14 protein-coding genes are annotated in these 17,355 nt (G+C 42.1%); 2 read left to right on the top strand and 12 right to left on the bottom strand.

Annotation, left to right across the window (positions count from 1 at the left end):
• Positions 1-17: 17 nt before the first annotated feature.
• Positions 18-1,229, top strand: coding sequence for a hypothetical protein (locus tag AS219_RS00440; protein WP_067978591.1), 1,212 nt, complete (start codon positions 18-20; stop codon positions 1,227-1,229).
• Positions 1,230-1,242: 13 nt separating this feature from the next.
• On the opposite strand, the gene AS219_RS00435 is transcribed toward AS219_RS00440, so the two are convergent.
• Entirely contained in the window at positions 1,243-2,892 is a 1,650-nt protein-coding gene (locus AS219_RS00435) for a ribonuclease E/G (RefSeq protein WP_067978588.1), read from the bottom strand.
• Between the two features lie 346 nt (positions 2,893-3,238).
• Here AS219_RS00435 and clpB point away from each other — a divergent pair, with 346 nt between their 5' ends.
• Positions 3,239-5,803, top strand: a complete 2,565-nt coding sequence (gene clpB / locus AS219_RS00430) for an ATP-dependent chaperone ClpB (RefSeq protein WP_067980401.1) — start codon at positions 3,239-3,241, stop codon at positions 5,801-5,803.
• Between the two features lie 448 nt (positions 5,804-6,251).
• Here clpB and AS219_RS00425 read toward each other — a convergent pair whose 3' ends face one another.
• The 11 genes from AS219_RS00425 to lipB all read right to left on the bottom strand — a co-directional run bounded on the left by AS219_RS00425 (position 6,252) and on the right by lipB (position 17,181).
• Positions 6,252-7,040, bottom strand: coding sequence for a hypothetical protein (locus AS219_RS00425; protein WP_156469308.1), 789 nt, complete (start codon positions 7,038-7,040; stop codon positions 6,252-6,254).
• Positions 7,041-7,459: 419 nt separating this feature from the next.
• Positions 7,460-8,227, bottom strand: coding sequence for a hypothetical protein (locus tag AS219_RS00420; protein ID WP_067978583.1), 768 nt, complete (start codon positions 8,225-8,227; stop codon positions 7,460-7,462).
• A 701-nt stretch (positions 8,228-8,928) separates the two neighbouring features.
• Positions 8,929-9,729, bottom strand: a complete 801-nt coding sequence (locus AS219_RS00415; RefSeq protein ID WP_231861794.1) for a hypothetical protein — start codon at positions 9,727-9,729, stop codon at positions 8,929-8,931.
• A 375-nt stretch (positions 9,730-10,104) separates the two neighbouring features.
• On the bottom strand, positions 10,105-10,968 hold the full coding sequence (locus AS219_RS00410) for a hypothetical protein (RefSeq protein ID WP_067978576.1): 864 nt from the start codon (positions 10,966-10,968) through the stop codon (positions 10,105-10,107).
• Positions 10,969-11,144: 176 nt separating this feature from the next.
• Positions 11,145-11,981, bottom strand: coding sequence for a hypothetical protein (locus tag AS219_RS00405; protein WP_067978573.1), 837 nt, complete (start codon positions 11,979-11,981; stop codon positions 11,145-11,147).
• Positions 11,982-12,123: 142 nt separating this feature from the next.
• Positions 12,124-13,050 carry a hypothetical protein gene (locus AS219_RS00400; protein WP_067978570.1) on the bottom strand — a complete coding sequence of 309 codons (927 nt, stop codon included), beginning with the start codon at positions 13,048-13,050 and terminating at the stop codon, positions 12,124-12,126.
• Positions 13,051-13,909: 859 nt separating this feature from the next.
• Entirely contained in the window at positions 13,910-14,107 is a 198-nt protein-coding gene (locus AS219_RS00395; protein ID WP_067978567.1) for a hypothetical protein, read from the bottom strand.
• Between the two features lie 101 nt (positions 14,108-14,208).
• Positions 14,209-14,370 (bottom strand): hypothetical protein, encoded by a 162-nt coding sequence (locus AS219_RS04070; protein WP_231861793.1) that lies wholly within the window; start codon positions 14,368-14,370, stop codon positions 14,209-14,211.
• Between the two features lie 143 nt (positions 14,371-14,513).
• A complete protein-coding gene (locus AS219_RS00390; RefSeq protein WP_067978566.1) occupies positions 14,514-15,320 on the bottom strand; it encodes a hypothetical protein in 807 nt (268 codons plus the stop codon).
• 515 nt (positions 15,321-15,835) lie between these two features.
• Positions 15,836-16,528 (bottom strand): tRNA pseudouridine(55) synthase TruB, encoded by a 693-nt coding sequence (gene truB / locus AS219_RS00385; protein WP_231861792.1) that lies wholly within the window; start codon positions 16,526-16,528, stop codon positions 15,836-15,838.
• A gap of 23 nt (positions 16,529-16,551) precedes the next feature.
• Positions 16,552-17,181: a lipoyl(octanoyl) transferase LipB gene (gene lipB / locus AS219_RS00380; protein ID WP_067978560.1), complete on the bottom strand. Its 630-nt coding sequence runs from the start codon at positions 17,179-17,181 to the stop codon at positions 16,552-16,554.
• Between the last annotated feature and the right edge of the window lie 174 nt (positions 17,182-17,355).

The following is a 17,355-nucleotide window of genomic DNA, read 5'->3' as shown; positions in this document are numbered from 1 at the left end:
TCCTTTTTACGTCTGTTATGAAGCAGAGATGGCTCTCTCTCGGTATCCTAGCTTTGGGCCTATCAGGGATTTTCTCCCTATTTGTCGTACTACTGAGGTTACCATTCTTCGTTGGTTTACTCCCAAATATTTTTGATGTTTCACTCGTCGTACATGTGACACTCGGAATCAACGCGTGGATGCTAGCTATTACGGCTGCTACCACAGTAGGCGATGGGCATTTTCAAAAATTCAGCTACAAGTTGTGTTTGCTAGGAGTGATTTTCATTTTTCTTGCAGGCTTTATCCCGGAGACGGACGTATTAAAAAACAACTACATTCCCTTCTTGAACAATCTACCTTACGCTTTAGGGCTATCACTACTCTTATTTGGACTTTCTGTAAGCGCCATCAACACGCTGTGCAGTAGGACCACAGGGGAATGTGAACGAATCACCGCGCTAATTTTTTTAATCTCACAACTGTGCATTTGTCTTGCGTACATGAGGACGACAAGTGGCATCACATTATATAACTTTTATGAGTATCTCTTCTGGGGAGGCGGACACATACTGCAGTTCGTCTTTTGCCAAGCACTGATGCTAGTATACGCAACGCTCCTAGGTATAAGTACGTCTGATAGGACCTTGCGCGGACTGTCTTTATTTAACTTACTAGCTGTTTTGCCAACTCCAGTATTATATTTCTTTTTCTCCTCTGATAGCGAAATTCTCATGCAGATTTTCACTTATCACATGCGTGTTCTAGGTAGTGTCGCGCCAATCATTTTTACTTTTTACCTACTTTCTCTTCCAAAACAAAAAGTGGATTGGCCTAATATTGCTGCTTTTGCTTTCTCAGCATGCCTTTTCATCTATGGTGGACTTTTAGGCTTTCTCATCAGGGAAAGCAATGTCGTTATCCCGGCTCACTACCACGGTTCAATCATTGGGATCACTCTTGCTTTCATGGCATTTGCTTACCATATTACAGGAACATTATCTTCAAAACTCTCTATTGCACAGCTTACTACATATAGCATTGGGCAATTTGCACACATTACCGGCCTACTTCTCATGGGTGGATACGGTGCACTCAGAAAAAGCGCTGGAATGGTAGGAGAAAGTACCACATTGTTTAAAGGTATCTTTTTCGTCGGAGGTAGCCTTAGTATTTTGTCTGGTGGATTGTTCGTAGTACTGCTTACATCGACCCTCCTTAAGCACAAAAGAAAGGATCAAGCCTCTTGAATACAGGGACTTCTTACAGCCCTGTGAGCTTCTTTATCCAAGATGCAAGCCACGATCTCCTAGATTCCAGTTTTACCACAGCACTTCCTTTTTTGACTGTCTGTTCATCCGCCTGCTCTTCCACAGTGGTTACAGCGCGATCTTCCTCTACTATCTGTACATCATCCTTTTCGTGAAAGACAATCTCGAAGCCCTTTGCAAGCCCGAGTTTTTCATCAATCTTGAAAACTATGCTTCCTCCCACAACTTCTTCTGCTTGAGCTAGCATCTTGCGATAACCATTGAATATGGCTATCGCTAATTCAGGATTGGCGGTCACAATAACTTCCCTGCAGCGAGGTGCTGCGTATATAGCTGAAAAAACCTTACGAACCTGATGCTCAAGCTTTAGTACTTTACCCTTACCTTCGCAGTGAGGGCATTTCACAGTGTGAGAGTCAAGAATGTTGTGTTTAGTCCTCTGTTTAGAAAGCGCAATAAGTCCAAATTTATTAATTGGGGCAATCTGCACCCTAGCCCTATATCTTTTGAAAGCATCCTGCAATGCCCTTTCAACATTCAACATGTATTTGGAATTATTCATGTCAATGAAATCGATCACGACAATGCCAGCAATTCCTCTAAGCTCAAGATGGCGAACAATCTCAGCAACTGCTTCCATATTCACCTTATAAGCAGTCTCCTCGATATTGCTCTCTTTCTTCATCCTCCCGGAGTTTACATCTACCGCTGTGAGAGCTTCAGTACCGTTGATGACGATATAACCACCGTTTCTCAGATAAATTGTCTCTTCATATAAACTTTCAACTTGAGGTTCAACTTTGTACTTATCAAATACAGGGAAAGTATCTGAATAGAGTGTGATATTAGGATTTTCAAAGTGAAGAGAATTCTGTATGTAATCCTTTGCTTCTTGGTAGACATCACCGTGATTAACGATGACCTCCCCTACACTTCCGTCATATGAATCTCTCAAGAATTTTTTCACAAGATTGGCTTCACGGAAAACGAGTCTTGGTGCCTTGCTTTTATCACTCTGCAAAACTACCTTCTCCCACTCGGAAAGCAACGAACAGTAGTCCCCCAAAACATTTTTTTTATCAGCATTTGCGCAATACGACTTGAATACAACACCGTATTTCCTATCTGCCATCTCTTCCTCAGCAAAACGTGTTAGCCTACTGACGGCTTGCTCGTCCACAATTTGCTTAGACAGGATCAAATCCTTCAAAAATGGCATCAAGACGCAATACCTACCAGGCAGTTTTACATATGCTGTCAAAGTAACATCTTTGGCCCTTCTCTTCTCCTTTGTAACTTGCACGAAAAGAACAAGTCCTTTTTTGACTACCTCGGTCGCATTAAAATGCTTGTATAAGTTGACGTGCTTGCCCTCAGCTATCGCATTTGCTTTAACTTCTTCAAGCAGGTCAAAGTAAACTACTGGAATTTCAGAAAATGGCAAAAAGCCGTATTCACCAGGTAAATACTCAACAAAAGCAGCTTGTAGAGAATCATCAACCTTAAAAATTACTCCCAGGTATACATTTCCCTTTTGAGGCAAATTAGTAGTATGCTCACAATCGTACCCAACAAGGAGACCACCCCTAAGAATAGCAAGCCTGGTTTCACCTTCTCTTGAGTCTATCAGTATTTTCTTCAAGTCACTTCCCTTAAAACGCTAGACGATCCCTCCATTCTACCTAACCTGTATAGTTTCAGCAATCAATGAGCAAAGAGTCTACCTTAGAATAGCAAAATGGAAACCGGTAAGCCATATATATAATATCTCATGAGGACTTTAGCGCTCATGTCCATGAGTGTACAACTGAATGAACAAGCAGACACTTCTGCAAAACCATCCACCAATATATGCGGGAAATTCCCCGAAACAGAATACATTAGCTTCTACATTACTGCGGTTGGTTAGTCTGAAAAAGTTACCATCCACTAACTAATGAAAATGCCAAATTTATGCTTATATATACTATGGGCTATTTACTATGCGCATGCGGTTCGACAAATTCACAGATAATTCAGCATCGATCATTCAAAACGCACAACTAGACGCAGTAAGCATGGGTCACCAGACGCTTACATCGCTTCACATACTGAGAGCGCTGCTGAAGAATACCAATGGTATTATCAACCAACTGCTAGAACAATGTGGTGCAAATCTAGAAGTGATTCTAAATAGTGTAGACCTGGCACTGAGAAAACTGCCATCCGTAAGTGGTCAAGGTGCAGGACACATTCATCTAACGCCAGATGCAGCACAGACAATACAGACATCAATTGAAATAGCTGGAAGGTCACAAGACAGTTTCGTCACTGTAGAAAGACTCTTGCAAGGTGTAGCAGCAACAGAATCTGAAGCATCTAAAATTCTAAAAGAACAAGGTGTAGACGCAGCAAAGTTACAACAGGTCATTGATGCAAATAGGGGAAGTAGGAGGGCTGATTCTGCAAATGCGGAGAGCAACTTCAATGCTCTTAGACGCTATACAAAAGACCTAACTGAGATTGCGCGCTCGGGAAAACTTGACCCAGTTATCGGCAGAGACGAAGAAATCCGAAGGGTGATGCAGGTCCTTTCTAGACGAACAAAGAACAATCCGGTACTTATTGGTGATCCAGGCGTTGGTAAGACAGCAATAGTTGAAGGTCTTGCAATGCGGATGGTTGCAAAAGATGTCCCACAAAATTTGGCAAGCGCTTCTCTACTTTCACTTGACTTAGGTGCATTAATAGCAGGTTCGAAGTACAGAGGTGAATTCGAGGAAAGATTAAAATCAGTAATCAACGAACTTGCAGATTCTGGAGGTAGCGTCGTTCTGTTTATAGATGAGCTCCATACTCTCGTAGGTGCGGGTGCAACAGAAGGTGCAATGGACGCTTCGAATTTATTAAAACCAGCACTTGCCCGAGGAGAAATACACTGCATAGGTGCAACTACACTGGACGAGTACAAGAAACACATAGAAAAGGATGCCGCGCTAGCAAGGAGATTTCAGCCGATTTTCGTTGGACAGCCTACGGAAGAGGATACCATTTCAATACTGCGCGGCATAAAAGAGAAGTATGAAGTCCACCATGGAATAAGAATTGCTGACAGCGCAGTTGTCTCCGCTGCAGTTCTCTCAAATCGGTATATCACAGACAGATTCCTTCCAGATAAGGCTATAGACTTAATGGACGAGGCCGCAAGTAAGATCAGGATTGAATCTGACAGTAAACCTGAGGTAATAGATGAACTCGACAGGAAAATCGTACAACTAAAAATAGAAGCAGAAGCACTGAAAAAAGAAAAAGATGCTAATTCTATTGGCAGGTTGGAAAAAATAAAGCAGGATCTAGAAGGGCTTGAAAAAAAACAAGCGGATCTCGAAAGCTCCTGGCAAGCTGAAAAGTCAAAGCTTAAGGAGATACAAAAATTAAAAGAGGAACTCAACGAAGCAAGGTATTCGCTTGAGATTGCACAGAGAAACGGTGATCTTGCAACCGCAGGAAAGATCCTATACGGTACCATTCCAGACTTGGAAAATAGATTGACCAATGAAGAAAAACAAGTGGGCGGTACACTTCTAAAGAGAGAGGTCACAGAGGACGACATAGCAAACATCGTTGCCAAATGGACAGGAATCCCTGTTGAAAAAATGATGGGGAGTGAACAACAAAGACTTTTAAAAATAGCAGATGAACTGAAAAAACACGTCATAGGACAAGATGAAGCCGTAGAAGCAGTCAGCAGTGCGGTAAGACGCTCTAGAGCTGGTGTCCAAGATGCGAATCGTCCGCTTGGATCCTTCATGTTTTTAGGTTCAACAGGTGTTGGAAAAACAGAGCTAAGCAAAGCACTAGCAAAGTTCCTTTTCGATGATGAAACAGCACTGCTTCGCATTGATATGTCCGAATATATGGAAAAACATGCCGTAGCACGATTGATAGGCGCACCTCCTGGATATGTCGGGTATGAGGAAGGTGGAATACTTACCGAAGCAGTAAGACGACGTCCATATCAAGTAATCCTATTCGACGAAGTAGAAAAAGCACATCACGATGTGTTTAATATATTGCTTCAAGTATTAGACGAGGGCAGACTAACCGATACTCAAGGTCATGTCGTTGATTTTAAAAATACAATATTAATTCTTACATCAAACTTGGGATCGGATGTTTTATCGGAAGCTACACAGATCACTGAGGTTGAGAAAACTAAAATACTAGAGATAGTCAGGCAATTCTTCCGTCCTGAGTTCCTGAACCGTCTTGACGAGATCCTTTTCTTCAATCGCTTGAGCAAAGAAAACATAGAACAGATACTGGAGATTCAATTACGCAAACTACAGGAACGAATAAAAAGCAAGAACCTCCACCTTTCCTTTACTCAGGAAGCCAAGAAGTGGCTGTGTGAACAGGGATATCATCCAGTATACGGTGCTCGACCATTAAAACGTGTGGTTCAGCAATACGTTCATAATCCACTAGCACAAGCAATCCTCTCGGGTAGCCTACCTGAAAATGGCGAGATTACATTCGATAAAATTGGTGACAAGCTAGAAATCCAGTCTTAGCAAGAATTGGATATAAAAACATTTGGCACGTTAGGAAGAATAGGATCGCAGACGTGCGTATTATATGAACGCCGCGGTTCTATTCTACGTGTCAACACCTCAGCCAAATATACACATGGGATACCTAATATAGGCTAAAGCTTCTTTTTAAAAGCAAAAAAGTGCACTCACCATAGTATAGATCTCCTTAACCACAGTTCAATCAAAAGCACTAAGGTAGAACGGCATTCTAAGTAAAGCATTCAACCATAGGGCTGTTTGCATAGGTTGCACCACCCACGAAGATAATATTTCTGGAGAAAGAAACCCTAAACTGCGCACAACAGGACAGATGCTTGAAAATAACCGATTCAAAAGACGGACACGGGGAGCTTCTCATATACAAAAGCTGACCCCCAATTTACCGCCGGGGAAAACCAGAGACAACCCCTCCACGGTGCCCCAAGCACTAATTCCTTAATGGGCCTCGTACATCACAAGAGGGTCCAGATGCACAAAAAAGCTCCTGCGCACAGCAAGGCTCTATCGCATCAACCATTGTAGGATCAGCCAAAGCAGCAAGGGTGCGCCAACAATTGACAAAATGACACTGAAACTCCGGATTAGGGACTAAAACCCTTACTTTCCCAGATTCTAAAATACTACCCGTTTGCCTCAGAGGCTGCATCCACTCAAAGAGCCCTCTAGCCCACGCACTCGCCGCAATATGTGAGGATGGCACTACAGGAGCATTCTCTGAATATCCAAACCGAGTCACTCCAGCTGCGAAAATTCTTGGATCACACACTACACATAAGCCGTTGTCCAAAGCAGACTGTAGAAGGGTTCCTTGATTGGGTTCTGTAACATGCGCAACAGCCTGCCTAACAGTAGCAGCCAAACGCGAAGATATACCCTCCACTTGACTGACAAACGGAACACGTAGATCGATACTACCATTCTCCACAAGCCCTTCTACGGTAGAGGGAGCTACAAGAGCAGGTGAGACGGTATTCGTTAGTACAGTGACAGGTTCTCCGGTAAGTCTAGCAACAGTTGAACACACTTTACCACATGGATCAATAAACGTGCATTCCTTAAATTGATCAAGAAGAGCCGAGCTGACACCACGAGCTGGATCGACACTGGGCTCACTGACCGTACTCTGTGGTACAAAAACAATATATGCTGGTACCCGTTGCGCCTGAGAACGTGCTTCTTCATTTGCCTCGCAACAGCTACACAGTATACATGTCATAAGCACAGTAAACAGGATGAAAAGTATTATAGATATAAAGATACATAATGCTTTTTCCTGATCTGGTGAAAGGTTGGGAAAGAAAGAAGACGACATTACAAATAGAAAAAACAATCCAAATACAATACGTTCTGAAAACCGACCAGCAGCTTACAACCGGTAAAACCCAAGAGACAGCACATTGATAGACGAATTCGGGTGAACACTACACTGTCCTCCCACACATAATATGTAGTACCGCACTCTCTCCAAGTAGGGCTACATAAAACATTTCACCAAGGCATCACTACCACTGCCGATACACACCTACCTACACAGCTTTATCGTGCAGGATCACAACAACGCGACAGGGTACAGTCTAGCAATTCTTTTTTAAAAAATAAACTGTTTTGTAGAAAGATATAAAATAATTTATTATTTTAGGGACTGTACTCGCCAGACCGTCGAACTGTTGGGCTGTTGTTAAATGCACGGACAAGCATTTGAAACACACTGGGATCTACACAGCATACTCTTATCTCCTCTAAAGCCAATGCACAAACCAACTCTTCAGAACCAGAACACGATACAGAGGCAAGAGCTAATCCATTGGCGAATGCTGAGGCATATGCATCAGATACTTCTACACTCCCTAGAGGCTGTATTGGAAAAGGAATGTATAACGTTGCTCCATTCGTCACACCAGAGAATGCTCCCTGTGTTGCTATAGTTGTAAAAACATCCGTGAAAAACTGTTCAAACGCACCTGACGACACTCCAGGCTGAAGAACCCCTCGTACCACCATAGTACTAGCATCCTGTTTAAACCCACCCTGTGAAGAACACTCTTCTTCGACTACTTCCGCAACAATTCTTTTCTTACCTGAAGATTTTTTACCCAGATTGCAAGAAGCTTCTATCTCTTCTTGCGATATTATGCAACCACTTAATTTCCCAAGAAGAGAAATCGGAAAAGCTGGTTGGCAACCTTGAACAACAAGATTACTTGGAGCAGATGGTTGAGTATTCGGTTCCCCTTCAGATTGCGCTGTTGAAGATGCTCTTTCTACTAACGGTACGTTAGTTTGTTCCTTAAATTTCCGTTTTTTTGAGATAATCTTGTGCGAAAAGTAAAACGCAACAATGGATAAAAGCACCACTGCTGCCAGGCAAGATATAAGAACACCATTTCTATCGGCAGGGAACATAACTTACGTGCGTAATAGTAAAGACAATGGAGCAAAACCCAACACTATCCTTTTATGACATAAGCCAAAATCATTCAAACATTTTAGCTGTATGTTTCAAGAAAGAGGGAGAAAAAAGGCATGCAACTACAACTTACATCCCAGCGCTTTACACTATATGATGCCCCATATTTGTAGTATAGCATTACAGTTCTATAATATAACAGGAAACTTAATTTTTTTATTATACCCTAGGCTAACTAATTTCTGTTTTGAGTGGGTTTATCTATGTGCGACTTGTTTATTCCCAGCCATACATATCTCTTCGAGCACCAAACAATAATTTGACCCGACTCCCAGAACAAACAAGTATCTTATACACACCTAGCACTTCGGATGAGATTCAGGCAGAGGATGTTTATCCTACAAAGGTCCGCCAAAACAGAAAACATTATCACCATACGGTGAGAACTCGCACCCGCTGATACTATGGTCGATCACTCTAGAAATATACCTATCAAAATACTTTTGAGAACACGCTTCTACACTATTGTTTGAATTAACTTGGAAGCACATGCTACCTGTAATTTGTTCTATAAAACACAAACATCAGGAGTCATGACAGACAACGCGTCCCATAAGTCAAAACCAAGAAATAGAACTGCTGCACCAATCTCCAAAATCTAGTTCCTCTGCTACTAGCACATTTCTCATTCGAGTTGCTAAAGCACCCGGGTAATACAATTTTTTAATGCAGCTTCCGCAATCGAGCAATGAGGTTGAACGTCACGCTCGAATGCTAACTCCAACATATCTCGCATAGCAAGACTTCCACAACAAATCCTTATATCAGGTATATTTATGAACTCGGATAAAGATGCGGTAGTTTTACGTAAAAGCTCGTCTACTGCTGAATTAAACGCATCTGCGAATAACTCTATATACACTGCCCTCTCACTAGCAGTAAAATCTTCTACATTATGCAAAAATGGGATGTACATGTTCGTAATTTTACTTGCATAAGAATGACTCTGCTCCTTTGCTAACCGCAAGATTAGTAGAAATCGCTTTTTAAGCACCTTGCATGCGGATGAATACTCTCCTGGACTACGGGAAAGAGGTATATATAGAGGCCCAGAGTGCAGCAGAAAAACTCGCGAAGTATAAGTTTCAAAGTAAATTGATGATAGAGCCGCACCGCACTTTAACAAGTAATCCCTACTTACATAATAATGAAAAGGCTTATGCCCAAAGATTCCCAGACTGTTGTACATCTTCCCAAAAATATCTGATCCATCATACTTTTCATGTGAAACAATTCTTGTATTTGGATCAACAACTATTACACTTTGGCCCCATAGTGGATAAGCCGATTCATCAGTATTGTCACGACCCAACAGATTCTTCGAAGATAGGAAGCATCCGCGCATTCTGGGACCCTCCATACACAATAACTCGGCATCGATCTGCCTAAAAAATGACCGAGGCGGCTCGACATGAACAGCGTCTTTTCCACGCTTCAAAAGAATCTTATAAGTACATACTATGAAAGATAGCAGAAAGGAGAATAACAAAAACGCTGCACTTAGCAGCAAAGCGACACACAAGCGCCTCCACCACATGATATTCTCCTTCGCAAGTTATACTTAATCAGAGGGGTTATCCAACTTTTTATTGTAGGATTAGCATATACTTTCTAGATTAATAAGGGATTAACAACACACAAACCGTAACCAAACCATGATTGAGAAGATGAGATTCACACACCTAAACCCTGCAGCTCACCACATAAATGCTGCGACCCCATCACTTGAACGCTACACTAACTCGCTGATGTAGCGTCCATACCTGTTTGCTGAACTATCGTTTTAGCTAAAACACGAAATATCGGATAGCTACTATAACCCTCTCGCATCTTGTAAAGGCGCATCTTGTGAACGCTCTCGTACAGCATCTCTCACTCCCTCGAGAGCAGCAGCCCGAAGCACTTCATATCCACAACAAACGTTAACTGGCGCATTGATAAGGGGCAGAATACCACGCTCCTCCACACCAGGCTGAGAAGCAAGGCACTTAGCAAAATGACGTATCTGCCTAAACCATGGTAGAACAGTGCGTGCTGACAACGGAGGTTCTAGAAAAATAGTGGGCACATGACCTGGACCCAAAAACCGTTGCATTTCCTCATTAACATATTCGGCAAACTCCTCACTGGAGAGAACCTCTGACATAGTCTGAAGAACGGCCTTAATTCCTTCTTCCTTAGAAGAATGATCAAACTTCGAATAAACAGCATGCACAATCATCCAGCTACGTCCCTCAGCAGTGCGACCTCGTGGACCGCAGAAAACTTGAACATCATCAATCGTGATCTCTTTGGATCTGCAAATCCAAGTACCAGCAATTCCGAGACCGGCATATAAACAATACCGAGAGTACTTACGACTGATGAGTACATCTGGATTTGGATCCACAATTACTACATCAGTATCCCATCTTGGTCGAGCTGGTCCAGGCGGACCTAAAAGCCCATCTGTGCTAAAGCAACCTTCCAGAGCAGCAAGAGTGCCAACTTTTACTTCTTCAAGACGAGGAAGCGGAGATTCTTCCGGTAAAAGCTGCGCGCGCTCCTCCTCTTCGGCAGCTCTTAATGCAGCACGTCTCCTACATAACCAACGGAAACAACAGAGTATATTTAGTAAGAGTAGCAAGCCTAACATACCTGCAACTACTACTAATGCTATCGTTAGATTTTTGTCCATAAACCACCTAACTAGCTATAATTAAAGACTCAATTGTTTTATTGTTTTTATTAAATATTATAACGTGAAACAATAAATCCTGAGAGATCTTGGAAGATTTCCTTAAAATGTTTACTTAAAGAAAAGACCGCTGAATTATCGTTTTAGCTAAAACACGAAATATCGAATGGCTACTATCACCTTCTCGCACCTTGTGAAGACACATCTTGTGAGCGCTCTCGTACAGCATCTCTCACTCCCTCGAGAGCAGCATTACACATATTTTGAGCGTAACAACAAACCTTAACTGGCGCATTCATATGTGGCAGAATACCACGCTCCTCCACACCAGGCTGAGAAGCAAGGCCCTTAGCAAAATAACGTATTTGCTCATTGAAATCTACGAACATACTGTCTACCTCGACAGTGAACGGAGCACCGTCACCCCAATGCCGTCGCACCTCCCTCTGAACACATCTGGCAAAATCCTCACTGGAGAGAGCCCCTGCCAAATCCCGAGTAATAGCCCTAGCTCCTCTTCCCCCTGCATAAACACGCCAAAACTCCGGATGAAGAACATGCATAAGGATCCAGCGATGTCCCTCTGGAGTACGACCTCGTGGACCGCAGAAAACTTGAACATTATTAGTCGTGACCGGTGCGGATTTGTCAATCGGAGCACCAACAATTCCGAGAGCGTGGTATAAAGCGTAGGACTGGTATGTCTCAAAAGAACTTAGACCTGGCCTCATCTCCACAATTACTACATCACCCTTCAAGTCTGGTTTAGTCCCCTCCGCATCTAATATCCCATCTGTGCTAAAGCAACCTTCGAGAGCAGCAAGAGTGCCAACTTTTACTTCTTCAAGACAAGGAACCGGAGATTCTTCCGGTAAAAGCTTCTTCGTTTCCTCCTCTTCGGCAGCTCTTAACGCAGCACGTCTCTTGCATAACCAATAGAGCAAGATTGCTGATACTATCAGCAGCGCCACAACAACACAGGCTATAATTGTTCCTTTAATCGCTTCTGTCATATACTCCTCGTTAGTTAAGTACGACTAAGGTAATCTATTCTTAATCGTAGATGAAACCTCTAATATTGAGTATATAAAAATTAACAAAATAGATCCAAAAGGGAATATGAAAGCGCTATACCTTCACAGGTTGAACACTGGACTAATCAAATACACTATCTCTGCCTGCACCACCTTGTTGGGCCATTACTTCAGCTAAAGCAAGTTGTATATCCCTGTTACCACAACAAATCTTCACATTCTTGACACCTAAAGCCTCGGACAAAGGTTTATACAAACCCTTACTGGCAATATCCAGAAATGCTTCAGCAAAAACTTTCAGCCGATCAGATTTCAACAAATGTTTGCCGCGCTCTGGCAAATCCATCACCGGTATTAAAAGGGTGGCTTCAATAGCAAAATTGCGCAATCTGGCTTTAATGCAATACAATATATCCACGAAAGTGCAAGAAAAGAGCGTGCAAGGCACCCCTAAATTTTCTGCAATACTGTGGTTCAGAGGACGTACATCCGGAGGAGCAATATGTAAAACACGGGCCTTCCAGTTTTGACCACTAAAAACCCTTGGATTGACATATGAACTTTTGTATAGAAACTGCAATGCTTTCTTCATACACTCCTCGATTGGACCATTACAGATTCCAAGAACTTCATACAACCTTCTTGAATCACCTGTTCTACTGTAGCAGTAATCCTGTATTACACTTGCAGATGGGTCAACAATTATCACGTTACCACGCCAGTTGGGTTGAATTTCTTCACCTTCAGCACCTAAAATGCCATCTGAACTTAAAAAACAACCTTTCAGACCAGGAACTTGAATATCTTGCGAAAATACTGACTCACTGAACACAGAATTCGGAGCGTTTAGCTGTCCGTAAGAATCCACGTGCTCTTCACTATACCACTCTCCCTCTTTTCGCACTGTTGGCTTTAACTGACTAGGGAGAATCTCCTCTGATGGATATTTGCGTTTACTACGTTTTGTAGACACTATAAGGGTTGATAGTACAGCTATAAGAAACACTAAGCCGCCAACTATCACACCTATTTTGACACGAAGGTCCATACTATTTATTTAATTATTGATTAATATCTATTCTAAAATAAAATAGAATAAAGTTCCACACGAAAGTGGATAAATCCCGGCATATTCTTGGTGCATAGGAAATGGAAAAGTTTATTTACACCTTGATCAGTTCATCATTTTGGCACCCTAACCCATTCTCATGGGAAAAAGCTGAAACATATTTGGATGGGTAAACACCTAAACGTGTTCCAGTACATCAAGGAGCTCAACCGTTTTATATATATTCTTTCCAGATTACTACCCATAATTGTGACTAAGCAAAGACAGTGACATAAGGAGAAAAACCTATCAAAACAGCAAACACCGCCTTTTTAATATTCTGAATAGAAGAAATGAAAAACAACCTTGGCGAAGATCAACCTGCTTCCCACCTGGTTAGATAAGACTTACATGTTTCAGGAATCACGTATTCAACAACCAATACTTGTACCGCAAAGAAACTTCAATTGCCCGAACATACACCAATTCGTTCGTCGATTCACGCAGCTCTTTTAGTACTGGAGATTTCCCTCTTTGTACACATAAGATATGCAGAGAAATCGCTAATTGGCACATAGTAACATTACAACAACTCGTAAAAGATATATCCGTGTCATAAAAAATCAGCACCGGAAGGCAAGTCATTATGCGGTACAAGGACGTACGAAACTAGAAACATCAGTGCGTACTACCAGGCATGCAAGACAAAGTGTACACCAGATATGCAAGATGAAGAGTACAATTACCTGCTTCAGCATAATAATTCGGGCAGTCCAAACACACCACGCGAGACTAATATCGGACCACCCGATGCAAATAGAGCACAAAGCAGATAAACTAGTACAGTACACTGAACACATCACGCTAAAAGAACCCTACTTATACTGAGCGATCCAAACTCAGTAACACTGAGCAATTCAACAGATGTCTTCAGTTTTTCTGACTCACTAGTATCACTCAAAGGAGGAAGTATCGTACCAAAGCAGGATAATCCACCCGACGCATACGCTAAACTACAATCAAAACAGTCCATTAACTCCTCAAAAACCTTGTCCAATGAACTCAGGAAAGAACCCTAAGCTTCAGCAGAATCTGGTAACCCACAATTGGGTTCGACAGAATGACCCACGTTAACTGTACGAAACGATCCATAAATACCTAAGTCACAACAACCCGATCCAAGTACGATGTGAGGTATTTCCGAACATTGTACTTGGACTCATATTGCTTAACCTTGCTAGCACCACCTGTACTCGGCATAAAGCTTGCGAACACAGGATCCTCCATAGAGTTTACCTTCAAAACATCCGCCTTGAACATGTCTGCTAATGGATCTTACGAGCTACCCAAAGGACAATCACGTACGAAACGAGCCTTGCTAGATACCGCCGATATTTGTTGAGCATTGTTGCAGCCGTCTGCTTTTAGGCGTTCAGAGACATTGAGGGTGCGATTATACCTTTTCAGCTCACCACTTCTCTGAGTGATAATGACGCTTTACGTTCTAACTGTCTAGCAAGCATGCGCTCGTGAAGGGACATTTTCCCATCAGGATCCGCAATATCATAAAGCATGTCCGATAATGACGCTTTACGTTCTAACTGTCTAATAAGCATGCGCTCGTAAATGGCTATTTTCTCATCAGGATCCGCGATATCATAAAGTATGTCCGATAATGACGCTTCACGTTCTAACTGTTTAACAAGCATGCGCTCGTAAGCGGCTATTCTCTTGACAGCATCCACAGTGCCATAAACCGCGTTTGATAATGACGCTCCATGTTTTAGCTGTTCCACAAGCATGTGTTCGTAAAAAGGTATTTTCTCAGCAGCGCCTGCAGCATCATGAACCGCTCTCAATACGTCATGACCATTTTGCATCCAGTGAGTTTGGCATAAAGGGTTTGCATGCCGCATGCTAGCTTTTTGATCGAAAGACATATCTGGACTCATCGCAAGATAGAGATCTAATTTTCCATAAAAATCCTCAACCCGCTTTTTAAGTGTCCTAATTTCCGCTTTGACCCTTCTCACAGAAACAATCCACATGATAAAAAGAACAAGTATGGATAAAAACCCTAATACAGCGACAAAAAACATGGAAAGCGAATACTTTGGCTCACATAAACCCACAGCTGACATTTTCAACCTCCAATACTTACAAGAAAATAGTAAAATGGTTAGACTCAGTCCTATATCTCCCGGACGAATGGCCACAACTGAAACAGAATAAGCAAGCCAAACCCTCAGAGTAAACGATCGAAGCAGCATTCTCTCCAGAGGGATACACAAGAAAAAACAGCACCGAACAATATGGCATTGTAATACTTTTCTGTATATACGCACAATTCTCTCCTATAGCATTTTCGAAGCATACCAGTCTCTAAGTGATACCTCCTTCAATGACAACGGACCCCTCTTTTAAGGGAAACACTCTATTTGCAAGAACAAACGAAAAAATCACAAATCACTTGCCCCTTAGTAAAGAGGAAATATAACCGTCTTACCATGGTAAAAGCTCACGTTATAGAAGCAGAACCACCTATAAAAATAGGTCAATTTCTTGACTATACCTAAGAAAGGCACTATACTTAGAGGTGTAGCTTTGCTACGGTAGGTGGATCGCATGGATACCAACAAAATTTTGCTGCTTTGTGCTTTTGGTTGCTTGACTCTTTTTGTAGCGGTCGCCGTTGCACTTTTCGCACGCTTGAGCTCCTTGGATATGGGAACGTCGCCTCGGGCTTTGGATGCGCCTGCTGCACACGGAAACCAGAACGGAGCGCTTAGCTAAGCGCCTTGAATGGAGCACCCGGTGGGACTATATGCTCATTTGTAATTTCTGAAAGTTTCTTTCCACTGGTGATGTCGAACACACCTGACTTTGTTCTACGTATCCTACTAACAAATGCCAGTGAACCTAGTCTGTGTGCAATATCTCGGGCGATCGCCCTGACGTAAGTTCCTTTACTACATGATACTCTTAGAACTGATTGCCCGGATGAGTGGTTTATACACTCGATACTGTGTATAACGATTCTCCTGGGCTGCATTTGAAACTCCATACCAGCTCGAGCAAGCAAATAGGCTCTGGTGCCATTCACGTGGATAGCTGAAAACCTGGGTGGGACTTGTAATTGCTCCCCAAGAAAAGACGGTAAAACTCCAAGAATTGCATTCATACTTGGTATGAGACCACCGCTTCGGAGTACTGTACCCTCCGAATCTAGTGTATCTGTTTCTGTACCCCATTCGATTGTAAATTCGTATTCTTTTAAAGAATCATCAAACTGCGGGATAAGCTTTGTTGTCCTACCAAGAGCAATAATCAAAACTCCTGTTGCAATAGGGTCCAATGTGCCTACATAGCCGGCTTTCTTGACACCGAGCTTACGTTTTAAAAGTTTCAATGCACCAAAGGAGGAGATTCCCCTTTCCTTATCTAAGTTAAGCCAACCTTCAATGGTATCTAACTTCACGTCCAACGCCATGGCATTCTTACTTACTCGCCAAAGATTTTTATAAATGATTTTTTAAAGTATCTATCAAATGCATCGAAACTCTTTATTTCTATACCTACTTCCTTTACAGAAGTTACACCAAAATTCTTGATTCCACACGGAATTATCCCATCATAGTGGCTCAGATCCGGATACAAATTAACAGCGATACCATGATAACTCACCCACTTACTCACTCTTACACCAATTGCGGCAATTTTTTTTAGCAGCTGACAGCTTGTTTCAACCCAGACTCCAGTATGTCCATCTTTTCTGTGACTATTAATCCCAAAGTTATCGAGCGTCATAATTACTACTTCTTCCAATAAATAAATATATTTATGAAGATCACATATATTACGGCTTCTTAAATTGAGTATTGGATAGATCACACGCTGTCCAGGACCATGATAAGTATACTTTCCGCCTCTTCCCGCGTTAAAAACTGGGAAAAGATCCGGATTGCGTAGATCCTGTGGATCCGCGCTTGTACCACTTGTGTAGAGCGCTTCATATTGCAACAACCACACCAACTCATCGCCTGAACCATTAATAATCTGCTTTACCCGCTCTTGCATAAACATGAGTGACATTTGGTAATCGAGACAGTCTTTATCAACTTTCCATTCCATCACAACCCATTTACACAGACACGCTTGAGGTCATTAAACAAATCAATAATATCAACATTGCACAAAACTCGTTGCTTTTAGGAGATCGAACATCAAGACACGCTTGATATTCAGAACTTACTGAAACAACTTTCGAAGCTAATGCACTTGAGGTACAACTCTACGAAATTTTTT

The sequence above is a fragment of the Neorickettsia sp. 179522 genome (genome assembly GCF_001593535.1).
Taxonomy (GTDB): Bacteria; Pseudomonadota; Alphaproteobacteria; order Rickettsiales; family Anaplasmataceae; genus Neorickettsia; species Neorickettsia findlayensis.
The sequence above is the reverse complement of the archived record's forward strand: the minus strand, read 5'-3'. Positions and strand labels throughout refer to the sequence as shown.